Source organism: Nitratidesulfovibrio vulgaris str. Hildenborough, assembly GCF_000195755.1.
Classification (GTDB): Bacteria; Desulfobacterota; Desulfovibrionia; order Desulfovibrionales; family Desulfovibrionaceae; genus Nitratidesulfovibrio; species Nitratidesulfovibrio vulgaris.
This window is the reverse complement of the sequence record NC_002937.3, coordinates 857,685-874,723: the sequence shown is the minus strand read 5'-3', so window position 1 is coordinate 874,723 and position 17,039 is coordinate 857,685. Positions and strand designations below refer to the sequence as shown.

The window sequence follows — 17,039 nt, the reverse complement described above, 5'->3', positions numbered from 1 at the left end:
ATGTCGCCACGCGACGCGTTATGGTGGATGACCTTTCTCGTGGTGGGCATCTGGATGCAGTTGCTACTGCCGGGTATCGATGCGCTTGTCATCGGGCTCATCATCGCACTACAGGAAGGACGACTCACCCGTCTGCTATGGCTTCTGCCCACCATCATCCTCCTTCAGGAGGGCATGGGAACGCTGGCGTTCGGGTCGACCCTGCTCTGGTACGGGGCGACCATCGCCCTCTTCTACATGGGGCGCTGGCTCTTCGAAGTCGAGAACTTCGTATTCGTCTTTCTGCTCAGCGCCTGTCTGGGACTGGTGCACTACCTCATCAGCGACATGATGGCATCGTTGCAGAACCTGGAACTCCCGTTGCGGCAGCTCATGGACGAAAGCATCCTTCAGGCGCTCTTCATTCCCCCCACATGGCGCGCAGCCCTCGAACTGCGCCGAAGGTTCGTCCCCGATGCACATCCACTTTGACCCGGAAGGTTTCCAGCCGCCCCGTTCCGGCCTGCTTCTGTTGCAGGGCCTTGTGGGGTTTCTCTTCTTCCTGTTCGTGGTGCGCTTCTGGTACCTGCAGATTCACCGTGGGGAGGAGTACGCCCGTCTAGCGCAGGACAACCGCCTCAGACAGGAACGCATCTACGCCTCACGCGGGCTTATCCGTGACCGGCAAGGTGCGCTGCTTGCCGAGAACAGGCCCGCTTTCGGGCTTGCACTCATCCGTGAGGACTGCCGCGACATTCCGGCGACACTCGCGCAGGTGTCGCAATGGACAGCCACCCCGGTCGAGAAGCTCACCGCCAAGTTCAATCAGGACAGACAGCGCGTGAAGCCCTTCGAACCGCTATTGCTCATCTCCGACATGCCCTTCGACCTGCTTGCCCGTATCGAATCGGAGATCATCCACTGGCCGGGGCTGGAGATCATCACCCGCTCGAAACGCAACTACCCGCAAGGACCTCTCTTCGCGCACATCCTCGGGTACGTGGCAGAAGCGAACGAACAGGAGCTTGAGAACGACAAAGGGCTCAGTCTCGGCGACTTCGTCGGCAAACAGGGTCTTGAGCTCGTACTCGAACAACGCCTGCGCGGTCACAAGGGGCAATACCAGATCGAGGTCGACGTCCTCGGGCGCAACCTCAACCGCAAGCTCGTCGAGCAACCTGAGAGCGGCGAGAACATCGAGCTGAGCCTTGACGCTGGAATACAACAGGCAGCCTGGGACGCCTTCGAAGGCCAGGCCGGGGGGCTGGTGGTCATGGACCCCGACTCCGGAAAGCTGCTGGCGCTCGTCACGTCCCCCTCGTTCGACAACAACGCCTTCGCCGCAGGCCTCAGCCAGAAGGACTGGGTAGCCCTCCGCGACAACCCGCGCCACCCGTTGCAGAACCGGATCATACAGAGTGTCTACCCTCCGGGGTCGGTCTGGAAGCTGATGATGACAGGAATGATCCTCAACGAAGGCATCTCCCCCTCCGAGACCGTCTACTGCAACGGGGCCGTGCAACTGGGCCGCCAGACATTCCGGTGCTGGAAAAAGGGCGGGCACGGGTCGGTGGACATGATGCGTTCGCTCATCGAATCATGCGACGTCTACTACTACCAGATGGCCGAGCGACTCGGCATCGACAAGCTCGAACAGTTCGCCAAGGCCTGCGGATTCGGGGCTCCCACAGGCATCGACCTGCCACATGAGAAATCGGGGCTAGTCCCCTCCAAGTCGTGGAAGCGCAGACGGTTCGGTGAACCCTGGCACCGTGGGGAAACCCTGAACGTCTCGATAGGACAGGGGTTCACGCTGGTCACTCCGGTTCAGGTGGCGGTTTTCGTCTCATCCCTGATGAACGGCGGCAAACTGCTGAAACCGAGCCTGCTTCTCGACGAGCCGACGATCGTCAAGGGCACGACCCCCATGACCACGCAAGGTCGCAAACTTGTCATGGAAGCCATGCGCCTGACTGTCGCCACGGACGCAGGAACCGCCAAGGTGCTTCGACGCCCCGATGCGGTACTCGGCGGCAAGACGGGCACGGCGCAGGTCGTCAGGATTGTCGGTGAGGAGCGGCTCAAGGTCGAACAGATGGCCTACGAGCACCGCGACCACGCATGGATGGCCTCTTGGGGCGAGAAGGATGGCAAGCGCTACGTGGTGGTATGCATGCTCGAACATGGAGGGCATGGCGGCTCGGCTGCCGGACCTGTCGTGAAGCGTGTGTACGACAAGCTTTTCGGGGAGTACAGACCATGACACCCATCGACAGACGGCTCATCACGCATATGAACTGGGGGCTTCTGGCCTTCACTTTCATCCTGTTCTGCGTCGGGGCGGCCAACCTGTACTCTGCCAGCGGCGTCCGCATCGAAGACGGCATCGAAGTCTCGTCGTTCTACCAGAAGCAGCTGGTGTGGGGACTCATCGGCCTAGGCGGCATGATCACCTTCATGCTTTTCGATTACAGGCATCTCAAAAGCCTTGCATGGCCCATCTTCATCCTGACGGTCCTCCTGCTGGCATGTGTTCCGCCCTTCGGCAAGGTCATCTACGGGGCGCGGCGCTGGTTGTCATTCGGCCTGTTCAACCTGCAACCAAGCGAAATCGCGAAAATCAGCATCCTCATCCTCGGAGCGCGTCTCCTTTCGGGCGACAAGAACTCCCTCAACTGGACCGAGCTCTTCAAGGTGCTGGGCGTGGGACTGGTGCCTGCCGCCTTCATCGTCATCCAGCCCGACCTCGGCACGACCCTGAATCTCCTGCTGCTTCTCGGCGGCATGATCCTCTACCACGGCATCCAGTGGCGCGTGCTCAAGGTCTGCCTTGCCGTGGTCCCTCCCCTTCTCCCGCTAGGCTGGTTCTGCCTGCACGACTACCAGAAGCAGCGTATTCTCACGTTCCTCGATCCGCAGAACGACCCCCTTGGCGCGGGATACCACATCATCCAGTCACAGATTGCCATCGGTTCCGGTGAGTTATGGGGGAAAGGCTTTCTGGGGGGCACACAGAGCCAGCTGCGCTTCCTGCCGGAAAAGCATACCGACTTCGCCGTCGCCGTCTTCGGGGAGGAGTGGGGATTTGTCGGCTGCGTCGCCCTGCTTGCCCTGTTCAGCCTTTTCCTGCTGAGCATCTTCAACACCGCGCGCGACGCCAAGGACAGGTTCGGCAGCACGCTGGCAGCAGGTGTATTCTTCTACTTCTTCTGGCAGATTCTCATCAACACGGGAATGGTCGTCGGCATCATGCCGGTCGTGGGCATCCCGCTACCCTTCATCAGTTATGGGGGCAGTGCCACACTGGTCAATTTCTCCCTCATCGGACTCGTTCTCAACGTCTCCATGCGACGCTTCGTCTTCAAGACCAACTAGCCGTTCTGCCGCTGCAAACACACATCAGGAGCCAGTGATGAGCAAAGATGAAATCAACGCCTTCCTCGGTTCGGGAACCCGCTACCAAGGACAGCTCAACTTTCAGGGTGCAGTGCGCATCGACGGTACATTCACCGGCGAGATCACGTCCGACGGCACACTCATCGTCGGCACCGACGCCATCATCGACGGCACGCTCAATGTGGGCCAACTCGTGCTCAGCGGTACCGTCAACGGAGAGGTGACAGCGACACGTAAGATCGTCATCCACAAGACCGGCATCATCAACGGCACCATCCGCACACCTGCGCTCATCATGGAAGACGGTGCCCGCATCGAGGGCGAAGTGCACATGGGTGCAGACAGCACCGCCACCGCACAGTAAGCTCGACTATAGCCAGAAAGAACCACCTGTCCCGGCATGGCGCTCTTTGGCAGCAAGGCCGCGAACAGCCCCAGAAGGCCTCAGGAGACGCGAAGCCCCCGCTTCGCACACACTCTCGCATATGACCACGGAAACCCGCTGTAGGCCCTTTTAACCCCACTCATCAGGGTATGAGCGTATGCAGGCGCAGTCATGGTCGCGTTTGCCCCATCCTCCCTGCGTGGCGTGTCAATGGCAAGACACGCTTTGCGGCATACGCCCTAAGGATTTTACGGGATTCCCCTCTTATCACCGAGGCCTTTCAGAGAATCCGGCAGGTACGGCAAAGGGCACGTCCCCTTGGGATACGGCAGCATCACGCCGGGCAGCGACACGCGAGCCCACCCGGCGAAGCCCGAAAACAAGCACATTCGCATTCGTCACGCCCGTCGGTTAGACGGGCTTTTTTTTCATCTGCACCCCGGCTATGGAATGAAGGCGTTCCGAAATGGCATTTCGAGCGCGGACTGATGCAAGCGGCCCAGAATTGAGTGTTCTCTCAAACAATAACATCAGTGAGATCGGATAGCTGCAATAAAGTACGAACAGGCAAAGACGTCTTTTTGGGTGCCTCGCGGGACTTGTGTGATTTTACATCACCATACCGCACACTTGCGCCTTGAAAATGGTCGCAAAGAAGCGAATGCAAAGAAAAAAGCTTTTGACACAAGGGTTGAAAACAGCTAAAGCCAATCCGACTTTGAGCTTTAATTCACAACCTCACCTAGGGAGCAGGCATGATCGATTTAAACATCACAATGCTATTCCAGCTGGTGAACTTTCTTGTCACGCTGGTCGTGCTCAACGCTCTCCTGATCCGTCCGGTTCGGGAGATCATCAAGCAGCGGCAGGACAAGATGGCGGGGCTGCTCGGAGAGTCCGAGCAGTTTTCCGGCCAGGCCGAGGCCAAGATCAAGAACTATGAGGCAATCCTCGCACAGGCACGTTCGGAAGCCGCTTCCGAACGCGAACTGGCGAGGGCAGCGGGGCAGGCCCGCGAGCATGATATCGTTCTTGCCGCCAACAAGGAGGCACAGGACTATCTGCTCAAGGCCCGCGCCGATGTGTCCGCCCAGGTCGCCACGGCCATGGACAGCCTCAGGAGCCAGGTGGGTGCCCTCGCCGCCAAGGCTACTGCTAAGGTCCTCGGATAACCAGCGCACCGAGCGCACAGCAAGGAGGGTTGGGCATTGAAAGGGCTGAAAATCACGGCAGCGGCAGGAGCCATGACGCTTTTCTTTGCGAGCATGGCCTATGCCTCCGGCGACAGCGGACACGGCCCCGACTGGGGTAACTTCGCGTTCCGCGTCGTCAACTTCGTCATTTTCGCAGGGATCATCTGGAAGGCGGCCGGCAAGAAGATAGTGGGCTTCTTCACCGGACGTCGCCAGGGCATCGAGCAGGAGCTCAACGATCTCGAAACCCGTAAGACCGAAGCCAAGAAGCAGCTTGCAGAGGTCGAGCGTCGCATCGCGAACCTTGAGAGCGAACGTCAGGCCATTCTGGCCGACTACCGTGCTCAGGGCGAAAACATCAAGGCCGCTATCATCGATAAGGCCGAGAAGTCCGCGTCGCTCATCACCGAGCAGGCCAAGCGTACCGCCGACAACGAAATCAAGGCTGCCATCGACGCCATGCGCGCCCAGATGGCCGACGAGATCATCGTTGCCGCCGAGAAGCTGCTGGCTGAAAAGCTCACGGCCAACGAGCACGAAAAGCTCATCGACAAATACTTAACCAAGGTGGTGCTCAATTGACCGGCAACATCGTCGCACGGAGATATGCCCGGGCGCTGTTTGCCCTGGGCAAGAAGTCGGGACTCTCGGACCTCGAGACGTTCGGCAACGACCTCGCTGCTCTTGCCGGAACTCTTGAGACCGCGCCTGAACTCGTAAGGATGTTCCGCAACCCGGTCTTCACCCCGGATGAGAAGCGCAACGTCATTGCGAAGCTTCTGGACAAACTCAAGGTCTGCCCCACCGTCCGCAACTTCTGCCTTTTGCTTGCGGACCGTGAACGCCTTGCCTTCATCCAGGATATTCAGGCGTACTACGGAATTCTTCTCGATGCCGAAAAGGGCGTCATCCGCGGTGAGCTGGTGACGGCCATCGAACTTGCGAACGCCAAGCGCGACAAGGTCAAGGCCCAGCTCGAGGCCCAGGCCGGTCGCAAGCTTGAGTTGGGATTCAGCGTCGACAAGAACATTCTGGGTGGTGTCGTGCTGAAGGTCGGCGATCGGATTCTCGATGCAAGCCTGCGGGCCCAGTTGGGAATCCTCAAAGACAACATCAAGAGGGGTGAGTAGGGCTATGCAGATCAAAGCCGAAGAAATCAGCAAGATCATTGAAGAGCAAATCCAGAGCTACGAGCAGCGCGTGGAGATGAGCGAAACCGGCACCGTACTGTACGTCGGTGACGGTATCGCCCGCGTCCATGGTGTCCAGAACGCCATGGCCATGGAACTGCTTGAGTTCCCGGGCGGGCTCATGGGCATGGTGCTGAACCTTGAAGAAGACAACGTCGGTGTTGCTCTTCTCGGTGACGACACCCAGATCAAGGAAGGCGACCCGGTCAAGCGTACCGGCAAGATCTTCTCTGTGCCCGTGGGTGATGCGGTCATGGGCCGCGTGCTCAACCCCCTTGGTCAGCCCATCGACGGCCTCGGCCCGTTGGACGCCAAGGAATTCCGTCCCGTTGAACTCAAGGCTCCCGGCATCATCGCCCGTAAGTCGGTGCATGAACCCATGCCCACCGGCATCAAGGCAATCGACGCCATGACGCCCATTGGCCGCGGCCAGCGCGAACTGGTCATCGGCGACCGTCAGACCGGCAAGACCGCCGTCTGCATCGACGCCATCCTGGCCCAGAAGAACACGGACATCCACTGCTTCTACGTGGCCATCGGCCAGAAGAAGGCCACGGTTGCCCTTGTTGCGGACACCCTGCGCAAGTACGGTGCGATGGAATACACCACCATCATCTCCGCCACCGCTTCCGAGCCTGCTCCGCTCCAGTTCATCTCCGCATACTCCGGCTGCACCATGGCCGAGTTCTACCGTAACAACGGCAAGCATGCGCTCATCATCTACGACGACCTGTCCAAGCAGGCCGTGGCCTACCGCCAGATGTCGCTGCTCCTCCGCCGCCCGCCCGGACGTGAAGCCTACCCCGGTGACGTTTTCTACCTCCACTCGCGCCTTCTCGAGCGCGCGGCGAAGGTGAACGACTCGCTCGGCGCCGGCTCGCTTACCGCCCTGCCCATCATCGAAACGCAGGCTGGTGACGTTTCCGCGTACATCCCGACCAACGTTATCTCCATCACCGACGGTCAGGTGTACCTTGAGCCCAACCTGTTCAACGCAGGTATCCGCCCCGCCATCAACGTCGGTCTGTCGGTCTCCCGAGTGGGTGGCGCCGCGCAGATCAAGGCGATGAAGCAGGTTGCCGGTACCATGCGTCTCGACCTTGCACAGTACCGCGAACTGGCCGCCTTCGCCCAGTTCGGCTCCGACCTCGACAAGGCAACCAAGGCGAAGCTCGACCGTGGTGCCCGTCTCGTGGAACTGCTCAAGCAGCCCCAGTACGAGCCGATGCCGACCGAAGAGCAGGTTGCCTCCATGTACGCCGCCACCCGTGGCCTCATGGACGACGTCGCGGTTGCCGACATCCGCAAGTTCGAGACCGCCATGCTTGATTACCTCAGAAGCGGCAAGGCCGACATTCTGAATGACATCAAGACCAAGAAGGCTCTGGACCAAGATATCGAAAACCGTCTGAAGGCTGCGATCGCTGAGTTCAAAAAAGGCTACCAGGCCTAGGACCGGGAGGTAGCAGATGCCTTCGTTGAAAGACGTCAAAGTCAAGATTGCTGGCGTAAAAAAGACCAAGCAGATCACCAAGGCCATGAACATGGTGGCCTCGGCGAAACTGCGCGGTGCCCAGCAGCGCATAGAACGGTTCCGGCCCTATGCCGAGAAGTTCTATGGCATGCTCGGCGACCTCGCCAGCAAGGCGGACGGCTCCGCGCATCCGCTGCTCGAGGTACGTGACGAGATCAAGACCTGTGGTATCGTTCTCGCCACCTCCGACCGCGGGCTGTGCGGCAGCTTCAATGCGAACCTTATCAGTACCGCGCTGAAGCTGGCCAAGCAGAAGGCCGCCGAAGGCAAGACCGTCAAGTTCTATTGTGTGGGCAAGAAAGGTCGTGACACCATCCGCAAGGCGGACTTCGAAGTTGTCACCGCCATCGCCGACCAGATGGGTTCGTTCGACTTCCAACTGGCCAACAAGCTGGGTCTGGAAGTCATCAACCACTACCTGACCGGCGAACTTGACGAGGTTGTACTGGTGTACGGCGAGTTCGTGAGCACGGCGAAGCAGCTGCCCATCACGCTGCCCATCCTGCCCATTGCCTCCGAGAAGAAGGATGAGGCGGAAGCCGCACCTTCCAAGGAGTACATCTACGAACCCGCTGTCGAGGGCCTGCTGGCTGAGTTGCTGCCCAGGTTCATCAAGGTGCAGATCTACCGTGGTCTGCTCGACACCTCCGCTAGCGAACATGCTGCCCGTATGGCGGCCATGGACAACGCGACCCGGAGCTGTGACGACATGATTGGCGCACTGACGCTGCTCTTCAACAAGACACGCCAGGCTTCGATCACGCGCGACCTGATGGACATCGTCGGCGGCGCTGAAGCGCTGAAAGGTTAATAAGGGAGCGTAAGATCTATGAGTGCTAACATTGGCAAGATCGTTCAGGTTATCGGCGCCGTCGTCGACGTCGAGTTTCCGAGCGGCCAGCTGCCGAACATTCTGAACGCGCTGGATATCAAGAACCCCAACAACACGGACGCGCCCGACCTCGTCTGCGAAGTTGCCCAGCACCTTGGCGACAACATCGTGCGCACCATCGCCATGGACGCGACCGAAGGTCTCGTGCGCGGCATGGAAGCCTCCGACACCGGCAAGCCCATCATGGTGCCCGTCGGCAAGGCCTCCCTTGGCCGTATCATGAACGTCGTGGGTCGCCCCGTGGACGAACTCGGCCCCATCAACGCGGACAAGTCGCTTCCGATTCACCGCGCTGCTCCCGAGTTCACCGAACAGAACACCAAGGTTGAACTGCTCGAAACCGGCATCAAGGTCGTCGACCTGCTCATCCCGTTCCCCAAGGGCGGCAAGATGGGCCTCTTCGGCGGCGCAGGCGTCGGCAAGACGGTTATCCTCATGGAAATGATCAACAACATCGCGAAGCAGCACGGCGGTATCTCCGTGTTCGCCGGTGTTGGTGAGCGTACCCGTGAAGGGAACGACCTTTACCACGAAATGAAGGACGCTGGCGTTCTGGAGAAGGCCGCACTCATCTACGGCCAGATGAACGAACCGCCAGGAGCCCGTGCCCGCGTCGCCCTGACCGCCCTCGCCTGCGCGGAGTACTTCCGTGACGTCGAGAACCAGGACGTGCTGCTGTTCGTCGACAACATCTTCCGTTTCACCCAGGCGGGTTCGGAAGTGTCGGCACTGCTCGGCCGCATGCCTTCGGCGGTTGGTTACCAGCCCACCCTCGGTACCGACCTCGGTGCCCTGCAGGAACGCATCACCTCCACCACCAAGGGTTCGATCACCTCGGTTCAGGCCGTCTACGTCCCCGCGGACGACCTTACCGACCCCGCGCCCGCAACCACGTTCTCGCACCTTGACGGTACGCTCGTTCTGTCCCGTCAGATTGCAGAACTCGGCATCTACCCCGCGGTTGACCCGCTCGACTCCACGTCGCGCATCCTCGACCCCAACGTGGTGGGTGTTGAACACTACGGCGTTGCCCGTCAGGTTCAGCAGGTACTCCAGAAGTACAAGGACCTTCAGGACATCATCGCCATTCTCGGCATGGACGAACTGTCCGACGAGGACAAGCTGACCGTCGCCCGCGCGCGCCGCATCCAGCGCTTCCTCTCGCAGCCGTTCCACGTCGCAGAAACCTTCACCGGCACGCCCGGCGTGTACGTGAAGCTTGAAGACACCATCAAGGGCTTCATGGGCATCCTGAACGGTGACTACGACCACCTCGCAGAAGGCGACTTCTACATGGTGGGCGGCATCGAAATGGCTCTGGAGAAGTACAAGAAACGCCAGGAGCAGTAAGGAGCTGACCAATGGAAAAGTCGCTCCACCTCGAAATCGTGACGCCTGACAAGCTGGTTCTCAGCGAGCAGGTTGATTACGTGGGTGCCCCGGGCTTCGAAGGCGAGTTCGGCGTATTGCCGAGCCACATCCCCTTCCTGTCCGCTCTGGCGATTGGTAGCCTCTACTACAAGGCCAATGGCAAGACGCACCATGTCTTCGTCTCCGGCGGCTTTGCAGAGGTCTCGGACAACAAGGTGACCGTGCTTGCGGAATCCGCCGAACGTGCCGAGGACATCGACATCGACAGAGCCCGGAAAGCCAAGGACCGCGCCGAGCAACGCCTTGCCCAGATCAAGGAAAAGGTCGACCACGCTCGGGCGCAAGCTGCCCTGCAGCGCGCACTTGCACGCATGCGTGTACGCGGCAACGCCTAAGGGCCGCTCCATACGCGACAACGGCGGGCCGGAGGAAACTCCGGCCCGCCTTCTTTTCATGCAGGCAGCACAGTGACAGCAGTGGGTGCTACGTAATGTTGCGCAGCAGGAAGCAAACGCGTTCTGCTACCCGAGGGCGCGTTCCGCTATGCTACGAAAAAGCTTCAACCCGCGCGCATCGTTCTGGAACTCTTTGGATGCGCAGCCTACGCATCCTTCGCCGTAGCGCTTGTAGAGGACCTGCACCTTGCCGGGCGAGATGTTCTTGCCGCCATCGCAGATGACGTTCCCTCCCGGTGTGAGCACATGGCCCATCTGTTCAGCGGTTTGTATGAAACGCTGGGCGAACTCTTCGGGTTTCATCATGAACTCTCCCTTGTCTGGTTGGGGGTTACTGACGATACGGCCGCATCAACCGGGCCGCCCTTGACCTGCTCAGGTCTCCTGAATCCTGATAAAGTCATACATGGCGCACGAGGTCAAGCCCTCGTGTTTTCAAAACCTGCTTGACACCATATCAGTAATAGTTATTGTTGACTCAAGTGATGCTTCCTCAGGCATGCACTCCTTCACAAGCAAGGGCCTACCCACGGGCCGGAAGTGGCAGTCCGGCCCGTCCCTTCAAACTACGAGGAGAGACCATGAACGACCTCAAGGCATTCAGCGGACACCATATAGACTGGAACCTTTCCCCTGAACATGCGGTTACCATGTATCTGGAATGGGGCAACAACGACTGGCATGCGGAGTATCCGCCTGTGCGCTCGAAGGATGACGTATCCACCTACTTCGTGGTCGATACATGGGCAGGCTGGCCCGTAGTACGCCTTGTGAGGCGCAACTCGGAACATGCCGAGGAACTTGCAACGGTGGCCCTTCCCGAGCAACTCGCGAACAGCTTCCTCAACGAATACGGTGACCTGAAGGGAATTTTCGAACCGACGCCCGAGATCAAGGCCTGGCTGCGCAAGGAACTCGGACACGAATGAGATGTGGCCTGCAGGCAACCACCGCATGAACGGCATGATGACGTCATACAAAGGCCCCTCACGGGGCCTTTGTCGCATCCGTGCACCGGGTGGACTCGCCGCGACATCGGCTGACCGTTACGATTCCCTGTCGTGACGGCGCAGGGGAGCATGCAACAGCCATTCGCTACGCGCCATCCAGCGAATGCCACTCCCGCCGGAGATGTGGCCCGGTGTCCCCCCTCGCCATCGACACGCGCCGCTATACGGCATTGAGGATGACAGAGAGGGCATTGATCACGACCCAGACATGAGCCCCGTCGCACAGTTCAAGCGTCGCCAGAGTGTCAGCGGCGAGGACGGCACAGACCTCCGTTCCAGCATCGAGCCTCACGATGACCTCAGCCGAGACAGCCCCCTTGCGGACACGGACGACCTCTCCCGGATAGACGTTGCCCGCACTGGAGCGCGGGTGTTCACCGCGTTGCAGTACGACCCACGGTGCCTTCACCTCGGCGAGGGCATAGGCACCCCGTGCGAGACCGAGGGCCTCGAGACTGTCATTGGTGATGATGGCGAGCACTTCGAGCCCGGTCGGTGTCTGCAGACGCACTGAAGCCTGCACATCCCCGATACGGACGTCCTCTACCCTGCCGAAGAAGGCGTTGCGGGCACTGCTTCTGCGCTGCTCCCTGTCGAGGGCATCCCCCACCATACGACGCATGGCGTCATCCGGCACGGCGACATAGGCGGCGGTGAGTTCCGCATTGCCATGCCCCAGAAGCCGCTGGACGGCGGGGAGAGGCACCCCCCCCCGCAGCAACTCCACAGCCCGCGAACGCCGCAAGACCGATGGTGACCCCATCTCACGCCCGAGTCCCGCAGCCTCTGCGCACGCGTAGAACTTGCGACGCACATGCCCCGGGTCGACCGCGAAGGGATACTCCGGGAGCACGGGCGACTCACGCCCTCCGCCCGTGGTGACCAGTCCCACTATCTCTGCCAGCACAGTCTCCGCCACGAGCACATCGCGAGGTGGCGTGCCGAGCCTCACCAGCCCCTTCTCAAGCACAAGCGACCGCCCCTCCAGACCCGAGGCTTCTCCCAGACGTGCCCCCGTATGCCGCAGGAGAAGGAAAAGAGCGAGAATACGCCTGCGTGCCAACGTGACTCCTGCGCCTCGTCCCTTGGCGACCCATGCCCTGAACGCGGACTCGAGCTTTTCGAGGTCGTTGGTATCGAGGCAACGCACCTCGTCCGGAATGGTGAGCATGCCTGCCGGATTGGCTCTTGAGGCGACGCCGGCAAAAAGCGTTTCGAGGGAACCTTCCATGAAATCTCCGTTATTCCGATGAACCGTGTGGCGGCAAAGACGTTGGCGGCATGATACAGGGCGCGGAAACCTCGTGACAAGTTCGGGCTTGTACGCTAGATTCACTGACACGATACATGATATTTTCGTGCCTCAAATAATCGTGGAGGTGCCCATGTACTTTCCCACCGCCGGCATCGAAGCCAATCCCCTGCTTCCCGTCTGTGTCGCCTTCGTCGTATCGTTCTTCGCCTCCATGGGAGGCATCTCCGGAGCGTTTCTGCTCCTGCCCTTCCAGATGTCCGTGCTTGGCTACACCGCCCCCTCGGTGAGCGCCACGAACCAGTTCTACAATATCGTCGCCATCCCTAGCGGTGTCGCCCGCTACATCCGCGAAGGACGCATGGTCTGGCCTCTCGTATGGGTGGTCGTCGCGGGCACACTGCCCGGTGTACTCGTGGGCGCCTTCCTCCGGGTGAGGTGGCTTCCCGATGCCCGCGACTTCAAGCTCTTCGTGGGGCTGGTACTGCTGTACATCGGTTTCCGCATGGTACGCGACCTGCTGCGCCCCGCACGCAATGGCAAGGCACGTGCTGACGAACGATTCGCCGAACTTGCCGCCCGCCACCGCGCCCAGGCCGAGGCGCTGGGCGTCGCCCCCGAAAGCCTGCCCACGACCCGTGTCGTCCGTCGCACATGGCGCACCGTCGAATACGAATTCTATGGTGAACCCCATACCTTCCCGGTGCAGGGCACGTTCATCCTCAGCCTCGTGGTGGGCATGATAGGCGGCACGTACGGGATTGGCGGCGGCGCCATCATCGCCCCGTTCCTCATCTCCGTCTTCGGGCTTCCGGTGCATACCGTAGCCGGGGCGGCACTCATGGGCACCTTCGTCACATCCATCGCAGGCGTCCTGTTCTACATGGGCATCGCCCCGTTCTATCCGGCCCTCTCTGTATCCCCCGACTGGATGCTCGGCCTCATGCTCGGCCTCGGGGGGATGTGCGGCATGTATCTTGGCGCACGGTGCCAGAAGCATGTGCCTGCGCGCCTCATCAAGTGGATGCTCGCTGTCGTGCTCGCCACCACGGCGACACGCTACGTCGCCGGCTATTTCTTCTGACCGGGGCATCAAGCCCTGTCCGCGTCCCTCCCTGCATCATACTCCGGTCATCCTCCACCGAGAGGATGACCGGAGGCTCTCCTCCCCCCGTCCCTCCTTCATGTTCTCCACTCGATTCTCTTGGAACGCGCACTCGTCCGACTATTGCCTTTTTCGCCACTCCGTGATGGTGTCCCCACCGCTGGCCCGCGTTCCGGGGCTTCGCCGTCTGAGTGCGCAGCCCCGGCATACCGGCCACAAGGAGTGCCATGTATCCACCGGACGTGAACAAGGAGGACCCCGTGCGCAGCCCCGTACCCCGCGTTGCGGCCATCCACGACCTTTCAGGCTTCGGCCGCACCTCGCTCACGGTCGCCATTCCCGTGCTCTCTGCCATGGGCATACAGGTCTGCCCCATGCCCACGGCCATGCTCTCGACCCATACATCCGGGTTCAAAGGGTTCAGCTTCATCGACCTCACCGCCGAGATGCGCCGCTTCTTCGACCACTGGAAGTCCCTGAACATACGCTTCGACGCCATCTATTCGGGCTTTCTCGGTTCTCCCGACCAGGTCGCCATCGTGGCCCAGTGCATCGACATGTTCCGCACTCCTGACGGCTTCGCCGTGGTCGACCCCGTACTCGGCGACAACGGCGAACTCGAACCCACCATGGACATGGAGATGGTGCATCGCATGCGCTGGCTGGTGAGCAAGGCGGACATCATCACGCCCAACTTCACCGAAGCCGCCCTGCTGCTGGATGAACCCTACCGTGAGCACATCGACCAGCCGACCCTCAAGGACTGGCTGCGCCGCCTCACCGCCATGGGGCCCCATGTGGCCGTGGTGACCAGCGTTCCGGTGGAGGGCAGCCGAACGACAACATCGGTGGTCGCCTACAACCGTCCGCACGACCGCTTCTGGAAAGTGGACTGCCAGTACATTCCCGCCCACTACCCCGGCACCGGCGACACGTTCGCCAGCGTGCTGACGGGCAGCATCCTGCAGGGCGACAGTCTGCCCATCGCCATCGAACGCGCCGTGCAGTTCGTCACCATGGGCATCCGCGCCACTTTCGGCCACAACTCGCCAAGCCGTGAAGGCATTCTGCTCGAACGGGTGCTCGATACGCTTCGCGCCCCTGTCACCATGAGCAGCTACGAACTTCTGGAGGAATAGGATGACCGTCGAACAAGCCCGCCTGCCCATCGGCCTCTTCGACTCCGGCGTGGGGGGGCTTACCGTGCTGAAGGCCCTGCGCCAGCGTATGCCCTGCGAGGACATGCTCTACCTTGGCGACACCGCCCGGCTGCCCTACGGTACAAAGAGCTCCGAGACCATCGCCCGCTATGCGCTTCAGGCCACATCCAAGCTTGTGGAACGACGCATCAAGCTGCTGGTGGTCGCCTGCAACACAGCCACCTCGGTGGCGCTGGACACCCTGCGTGAGGCCTACCCCGGCATTCCCGTCATCGGCGTCGTGGAACCGGGGGCACAGGCAAGCTGTCGCGCATCGCTACAAGGCAGGATCGCTGTCATCGCCACCGAGTCCACCATCCGTGGGCGCGCCTACCACAAGGCCATCCATCGCCTGCGCCCGCAGGCGCACATCGTGGGGCAGGCCTGCCCCCTGTTCGTTCCCCTCGCCGAAGAAGGCTGGGTGGACGGCCCCATAGCCGAGAGCATCGCCGCCCGCTACCTCGACCCCATCTTCAAGCCTGCCTCTGGCAGCGACCGTGTCGAGACTCCCGACTGTCTCGTGCTTGGCTGTACGCACTTCCCCCTGCTGGCGCGCGCCATCCGCAACGTGATAGGGCCTGACGTGGTCATCGTCGACTCGGCGGCGACCACCGCCTTCGCCGTGCATCAGGAACTCGATGCGCGCGGCCTCATCCACCCGCAGCATGGTGACGACTGCGGAACGACGCGTTTTCTCACCACCGATGACGTGCCACGCTTCGCCCGCACGGGCGGGCTGTTCCTCGGAACGCCCATCGCCCCGGATGAAGTGGAACTTGTCGACCTGTAGGCCAGCCACCGGACTATCAGGCAGGCATGAGCCGGACTTGCGAGGGCCGGTCGTCTGCCACACCGCCACCCGGGCAAGGAGCAACCACATGCGCTATACCACCATCCCCATGGTTCCGGGCCCCGTCACCCTGCACCCCGATGTGCTCGCAGCCCTTGCGCGCGACTATCCTTCGGGGCAGGTCGATGAGGCCTTCATGCCTCTGTACACGCATACGGGCGTGGCCCTCGGAGCGCTCATGGGCACGGCCAACGACGTCGTGCTGATGACAGGCGAGGGGATGCTCGCCCTCTGGGGGGCGCTGAAGAGCACCCTGCGCCCCGGAGACAAGGTGCTTTCCGTGGGTACGGGCGTCTTCGGCGACGGCATCGGCGACATGGCAGCCTCCATCGGCTGCGAGGTGTGCAAGGTCTCCCTCCCCTATGACGAGACCATAGGGGCGACCCGCGAGGCCCTGGCACCCATCGAAGAGGCCATCGCCCGGTTCAGGCCGCACATGCTCACCGCCGTCCACTGCGAGACACCTTCGGGCACGCTCAACCCGCTTGCGGCCCTCGGCGACCTGCGCCGTGAACTCGGGGTGCCCCTGTTCTACGTGGATGCCGTGGCCAGTGTCGGGGGGGCACCTGTCGAAGCCGACGCATGGGGCGTCGACCTCATCCTCGGCGGTTCGCAGAAATGCCTTGCCGCCCCGCCCAGCATGAGCTTCGTCGGAGTGAGCCCCGCCGCGTGGGAACGCATCGAAGAGGTCGGCTACCAAGGGTATGACGCCCTGGCCCCGTTCCGCAACGTACAGAGGCAGGGCCGCTGCCCCTATACCCCCTACTGGCACGGCATCGCCGCACTGGCCGCCGGGGCCGAAGCCATCCTGCGCGAAGGGATGGACAACGTGTTCAGGCGTCATGCCGAGGTAGCCGCCCATTGCCGCAAACGTATCGCTGAACTTGGCCTTTCATTGTGGACGGCACCCGACGCGGTCAACTCGCCCACGGTGACGGCCGTGAACCTGCCCGTGGGCATCTCGTGGCCGCGCTGGAAGCAGGCATTGCTTGAGCGCGACCTCGCCATAACAGGCAGTTTCGGCCCCATGGCAGGCAAGGTGTTCAGAATTGGGCACATGGGCACGCAGGCGCATTTCGACCTCGTAGACGCCGCGCTCGATGTCATCGCCGGAACCCTGCACGGCATGCGCTGAAGACGTCAGACACAACACAAAGGCCCCTTACGGGGCCTTTGTTCTTCAGGCGATCGTCCTGTGCACCGGCGACACCACAGTCTGCCAGCGCAT

Annotated in this window: 18 protein-coding genes; 16 read left to right on the top strand and 2 right to left on the bottom strand. The window is 61.4% G+C overall.

Going from position 1 to position 17,039, the window contains the following annotated elements; all coding sequences use genetic code 11:
• The 11 genes from DVU_RS03725 to DVU_RS03675 all read left to right on the top strand — a co-directional run bounded on the left by DVU_RS03725 (position 1) and on the right by DVU_RS03675 (position 10,335).
• On the top strand, positions 1–471 hold the full coding sequence (locus DVU_RS03725; RefSeq protein WP_010938088.1) for a hypothetical protein: 471 nt from the start codon (positions 1–3) through the stop codon (positions 469–471).
• A complete protein-coding gene (gene mrdA / locus DVU_RS03720; protein WP_010938087.1) occupies positions 455–2,242 on the top strand; it encodes a penicillin-binding protein 2 in 1,788 nt (595 codons plus the stop codon). The genes DVU_RS03725 and mrdA overlap by 17 nt, the downstream gene beginning before the upstream one ends.
• Positions 2,239–3,354, top strand: coding sequence for a rod shape-determining protein RodA (gene rodA, locus DVU_RS03715; RefSeq protein ID WP_010938086.1), 1,116 nt, complete (start codon positions 2,239–2,241; stop codon positions 3,352–3,354). Before mrdA ends, rodA begins: the two co-directional genes overlap by 4 nt.
• A gap of 37 nt (positions 3,355–3,391) precedes the next feature.
• The gene (locus DVU_RS03710) at positions 3,392–3,739 is read left to right on the top strand and encodes a bactofilin family protein (protein ID WP_010938085.1); all 348 of its coding nucleotides are present in this window, start codon (positions 3,392–3,394) and stop codon (positions 3,737–3,739) included.
• A 776-nt stretch (positions 3,740–4,515) separates the two neighbouring features.
• Positions 4,516–4,932, top strand: a complete 417-nt coding sequence (locus tag DVU_RS03705) for an ATP synthase F0 subunit B (protein WP_011792709.1) — start codon at positions 4,516–4,518, stop codon at positions 4,930–4,932.
• 36 nt (positions 4,933–4,968) lie between these two features.
• On the top strand, positions 4,969–5,535 hold the full coding sequence (locus DVU_RS03700) for a F0F1 ATP synthase subunit B family protein (protein ID WP_011792710.1): 567 nt from the start codon (positions 4,969–4,971) through the stop codon (positions 5,533–5,535).
• The gene (gene atpH / locus DVU_RS03695) at positions 5,532–6,083 is read left to right on the top strand and encodes an ATP synthase F1 subunit delta (protein ID WP_010938079.1); all 552 of its coding nucleotides are present in this window, start codon (positions 5,532–5,534) and stop codon (positions 6,081–6,083) included. The genes DVU_RS03700 and atpH overlap by 4 nt, the downstream gene beginning before the upstream one ends.
• Before the next feature lie 4 nt (positions 6,084–6,087).
• The gene (atpA, locus tag DVU_RS03690; RefSeq protein WP_010938078.1) at positions 6,088–7,596 is read left to right on the top strand and encodes a F0F1 ATP synthase subunit alpha; all 1,509 of its coding nucleotides are present in this window, start codon (positions 6,088–6,090) and stop codon (positions 7,594–7,596) included.
• A gap of 16 nt (positions 7,597–7,612) precedes the next feature.
• Complete coding sequence (locus DVU_RS03685; protein ID WP_010938077.1) at positions 7,613–8,488, top strand: F0F1 ATP synthase subunit gamma; 876 nt, start codon at positions 7,613–7,615, stop codon at positions 8,486–8,488.
• An 18-nt stretch (positions 8,489–8,506) separates the two neighbouring features.
• Entirely contained in the window at positions 8,507–9,919 is a 1,413-nt protein-coding gene (gene atpD / locus DVU_RS03680) for a F0F1 ATP synthase subunit beta (protein WP_010938076.1), read from the top strand.
• Between the two features lie 11 nt (positions 9,920–9,930).
• Positions 9,931–10,335 (top strand): F0F1 ATP synthase subunit epsilon, encoded by a 405-nt coding sequence (locus tag DVU_RS03675; RefSeq protein ID WP_010938075.1) that lies wholly within the window; start codon positions 9,931–9,933, stop codon positions 10,333–10,335.
• A gap of 126 nt (positions 10,336–10,461) precedes the next feature.
• Here DVU_RS03675 and DVU_RS03670 read toward each other — a convergent pair whose 3' ends face one another.
• A complete protein-coding gene (locus DVU_RS03670) occupies positions 10,462–10,701 on the bottom strand; it encodes a hypothetical protein (protein ID WP_010938074.1) in 240 nt (79 codons plus the stop codon).
• A gap of 275 nt (positions 10,702–10,976) precedes the next feature.
• On the opposite strand from DVU_RS03670, the gene DVU_RS03665 reads away from it, so the two are divergent.
• Positions 10,977–11,324 carry a DVU0772 family protein gene (locus tag DVU_RS03665; protein WP_010938073.1) on the top strand — a complete coding sequence of 116 codons (348 nt, stop codon included), beginning with the start codon at positions 10,977–10,979 and terminating at the stop codon, positions 11,322–11,324.
• Between the two features lie 241 nt (positions 11,325–11,565).
• Here the strand turns inward: DVU_RS03665 and DVU_RS03660 are convergent, their stop codons facing one another.
• Positions 11,566–12,636, bottom strand: coding sequence for a TOBE domain-containing protein (locus DVU_RS03660; protein WP_010938072.1), 1,071 nt, complete (start codon positions 12,634–12,636; stop codon positions 11,566–11,568).
• A 154-nt stretch (positions 12,637–12,790) separates the two neighbouring features.
• Between DVU_RS03660 and DVU_RS03655 the strand changes: the two genes are divergently transcribed.
• The 4 genes from DVU_RS03655 to DVU_RS03640 all read left to right on the top strand — a co-directional run bounded on the left by DVU_RS03655 (position 12,791) and on the right by DVU_RS03640 (position 16,946).
• On the top strand, positions 12,791–13,741 hold the full coding sequence (locus tag DVU_RS03655) for a sulfite exporter TauE/SafE family protein (protein WP_010938071.1): 951 nt from the start codon (positions 12,791–12,793) through the stop codon (positions 13,739–13,741).
• Positions 13,742–14,022: 281 nt separating this feature from the next.
• Positions 14,023–14,901 carry a pyridoxamine kinase gene (locus DVU_RS03650; RefSeq protein ID WP_010938070.1) on the top strand — a complete coding sequence of 293 codons (879 nt, stop codon included), beginning with the start codon at positions 14,023–14,025 and terminating at the stop codon, positions 14,899–14,901.
• A gap of 1 nt (position 14,902) precedes the next feature.
• Complete coding sequence (gene murI, locus DVU_RS03645) at positions 14,903–15,751, top strand: glutamate racemase (protein WP_010938069.1); 849 nt, start codon at positions 14,903–14,905, stop codon at positions 15,749–15,751.
• A gap of 88 nt (positions 15,752–15,839) precedes the next feature.
• Positions 15,840–16,946 (top strand): pyridoxal-phosphate-dependent aminotransferase family protein, encoded by a 1,107-nt coding sequence (locus tag DVU_RS03640; RefSeq protein WP_010938068.1) that lies wholly within the window; start codon positions 15,840–15,842, stop codon positions 16,944–16,946.
• The last annotated feature ends 93 nt before the right edge of the window (positions 16,947–17,039 follow it).

Excerpts from the sequence above, each read along its gene's own strand:
- DVU_RS03665 (WP_010938073.1), top strand. The coding sequence starts at position 10,977 with ATGAACGACCTCAAGGCATTCAGCGGACACCATATAGACTGGAACCTT.
- murI (WP_010938069.1), top strand. The coding sequence starts at position 14,903 with ATGACCGTCGAACAAGCCCGCCTGCCCATCGGCCTCTTCGACTCCGGC.
- DVU_RS03710 (WP_010938085.1), top strand. The coding sequence starts at position 3,392 with ATGAGCAAAGATGAAATCAACGCCTTCCTCGGTTCGGGAACCCGCTAC.
- mrdA (WP_010938087.1), top strand. The coding sequence starts at position 455 with ATGCACATCCACTTTGACCCGGAAGGTTTCCAGCCGCCCCGTTCCGGC.
- DVU_RS03725 (WP_010938088.1), top strand. The coding sequence starts at position 1 with ATGTCGCCACGCGACGCGTTATGGTGGATGACCTTTCTCGTGGTGGGC.
- DVU_RS03655 (WP_010938071.1), top strand. The coding sequence starts at position 12,791 with ATGTACTTTCCCACCGCCGGCATCGAAGCCAATCCCCTGCTTCCCGTC.
- DVU_RS03660 (WP_010938072.1), bottom strand. The coding sequence starts at position 12,636 with ATGGAAGGTTCCCTCGAAACGCTTTTTGCCGGCGTCGCCTCAAGAGCC.
- atpA (WP_010938078.1), top strand. The coding sequence starts at position 6,088 with ATGCAGATCAAAGCCGAAGAAATCAGCAAGATCATTGAAGAGCAAATC.
- DVU_RS03705 (WP_011792709.1), top strand. The coding sequence starts at position 4,516 with ATGATCGATTTAAACATCACAATGCTATTCCAGCTGGTGAACTTTCTT.
- DVU_RS03675 (WP_010938075.1), top strand. The coding sequence starts at position 9,931 with ATGGAAAAGTCGCTCCACCTCGAAATCGTGACGCCTGACAAGCTGGTT.
- rodA (WP_010938086.1), top strand. The coding sequence starts at position 2,239 with ATGACACCCATCGACAGACGGCTCATCACGCATATGAACTGGGGGCTT.
- DVU_RS03685 (WP_010938077.1), top strand. The coding sequence starts at position 7,613 with ATGCCTTCGTTGAAAGACGTCAAAGTCAAGATTGCTGGCGTAAAAAAG.
- DVU_RS03670 (WP_010938074.1), bottom strand. The coding sequence starts at position 10,701 with ATGATGAAACCCGAAGAGTTCGCCCAGCGTTTCATACAAACCGCTGAA.
- DVU_RS03640 (WP_010938068.1), top strand. The coding sequence starts at position 15,840 with ATGCGCTATACCACCATCCCCATGGTTCCGGGCCCCGTCACCCTGCAC.
- atpD (WP_010938076.1), top strand. The coding sequence starts at position 8,507 with ATGAGTGCTAACATTGGCAAGATCGTTCAGGTTATCGGCGCCGTCGTC.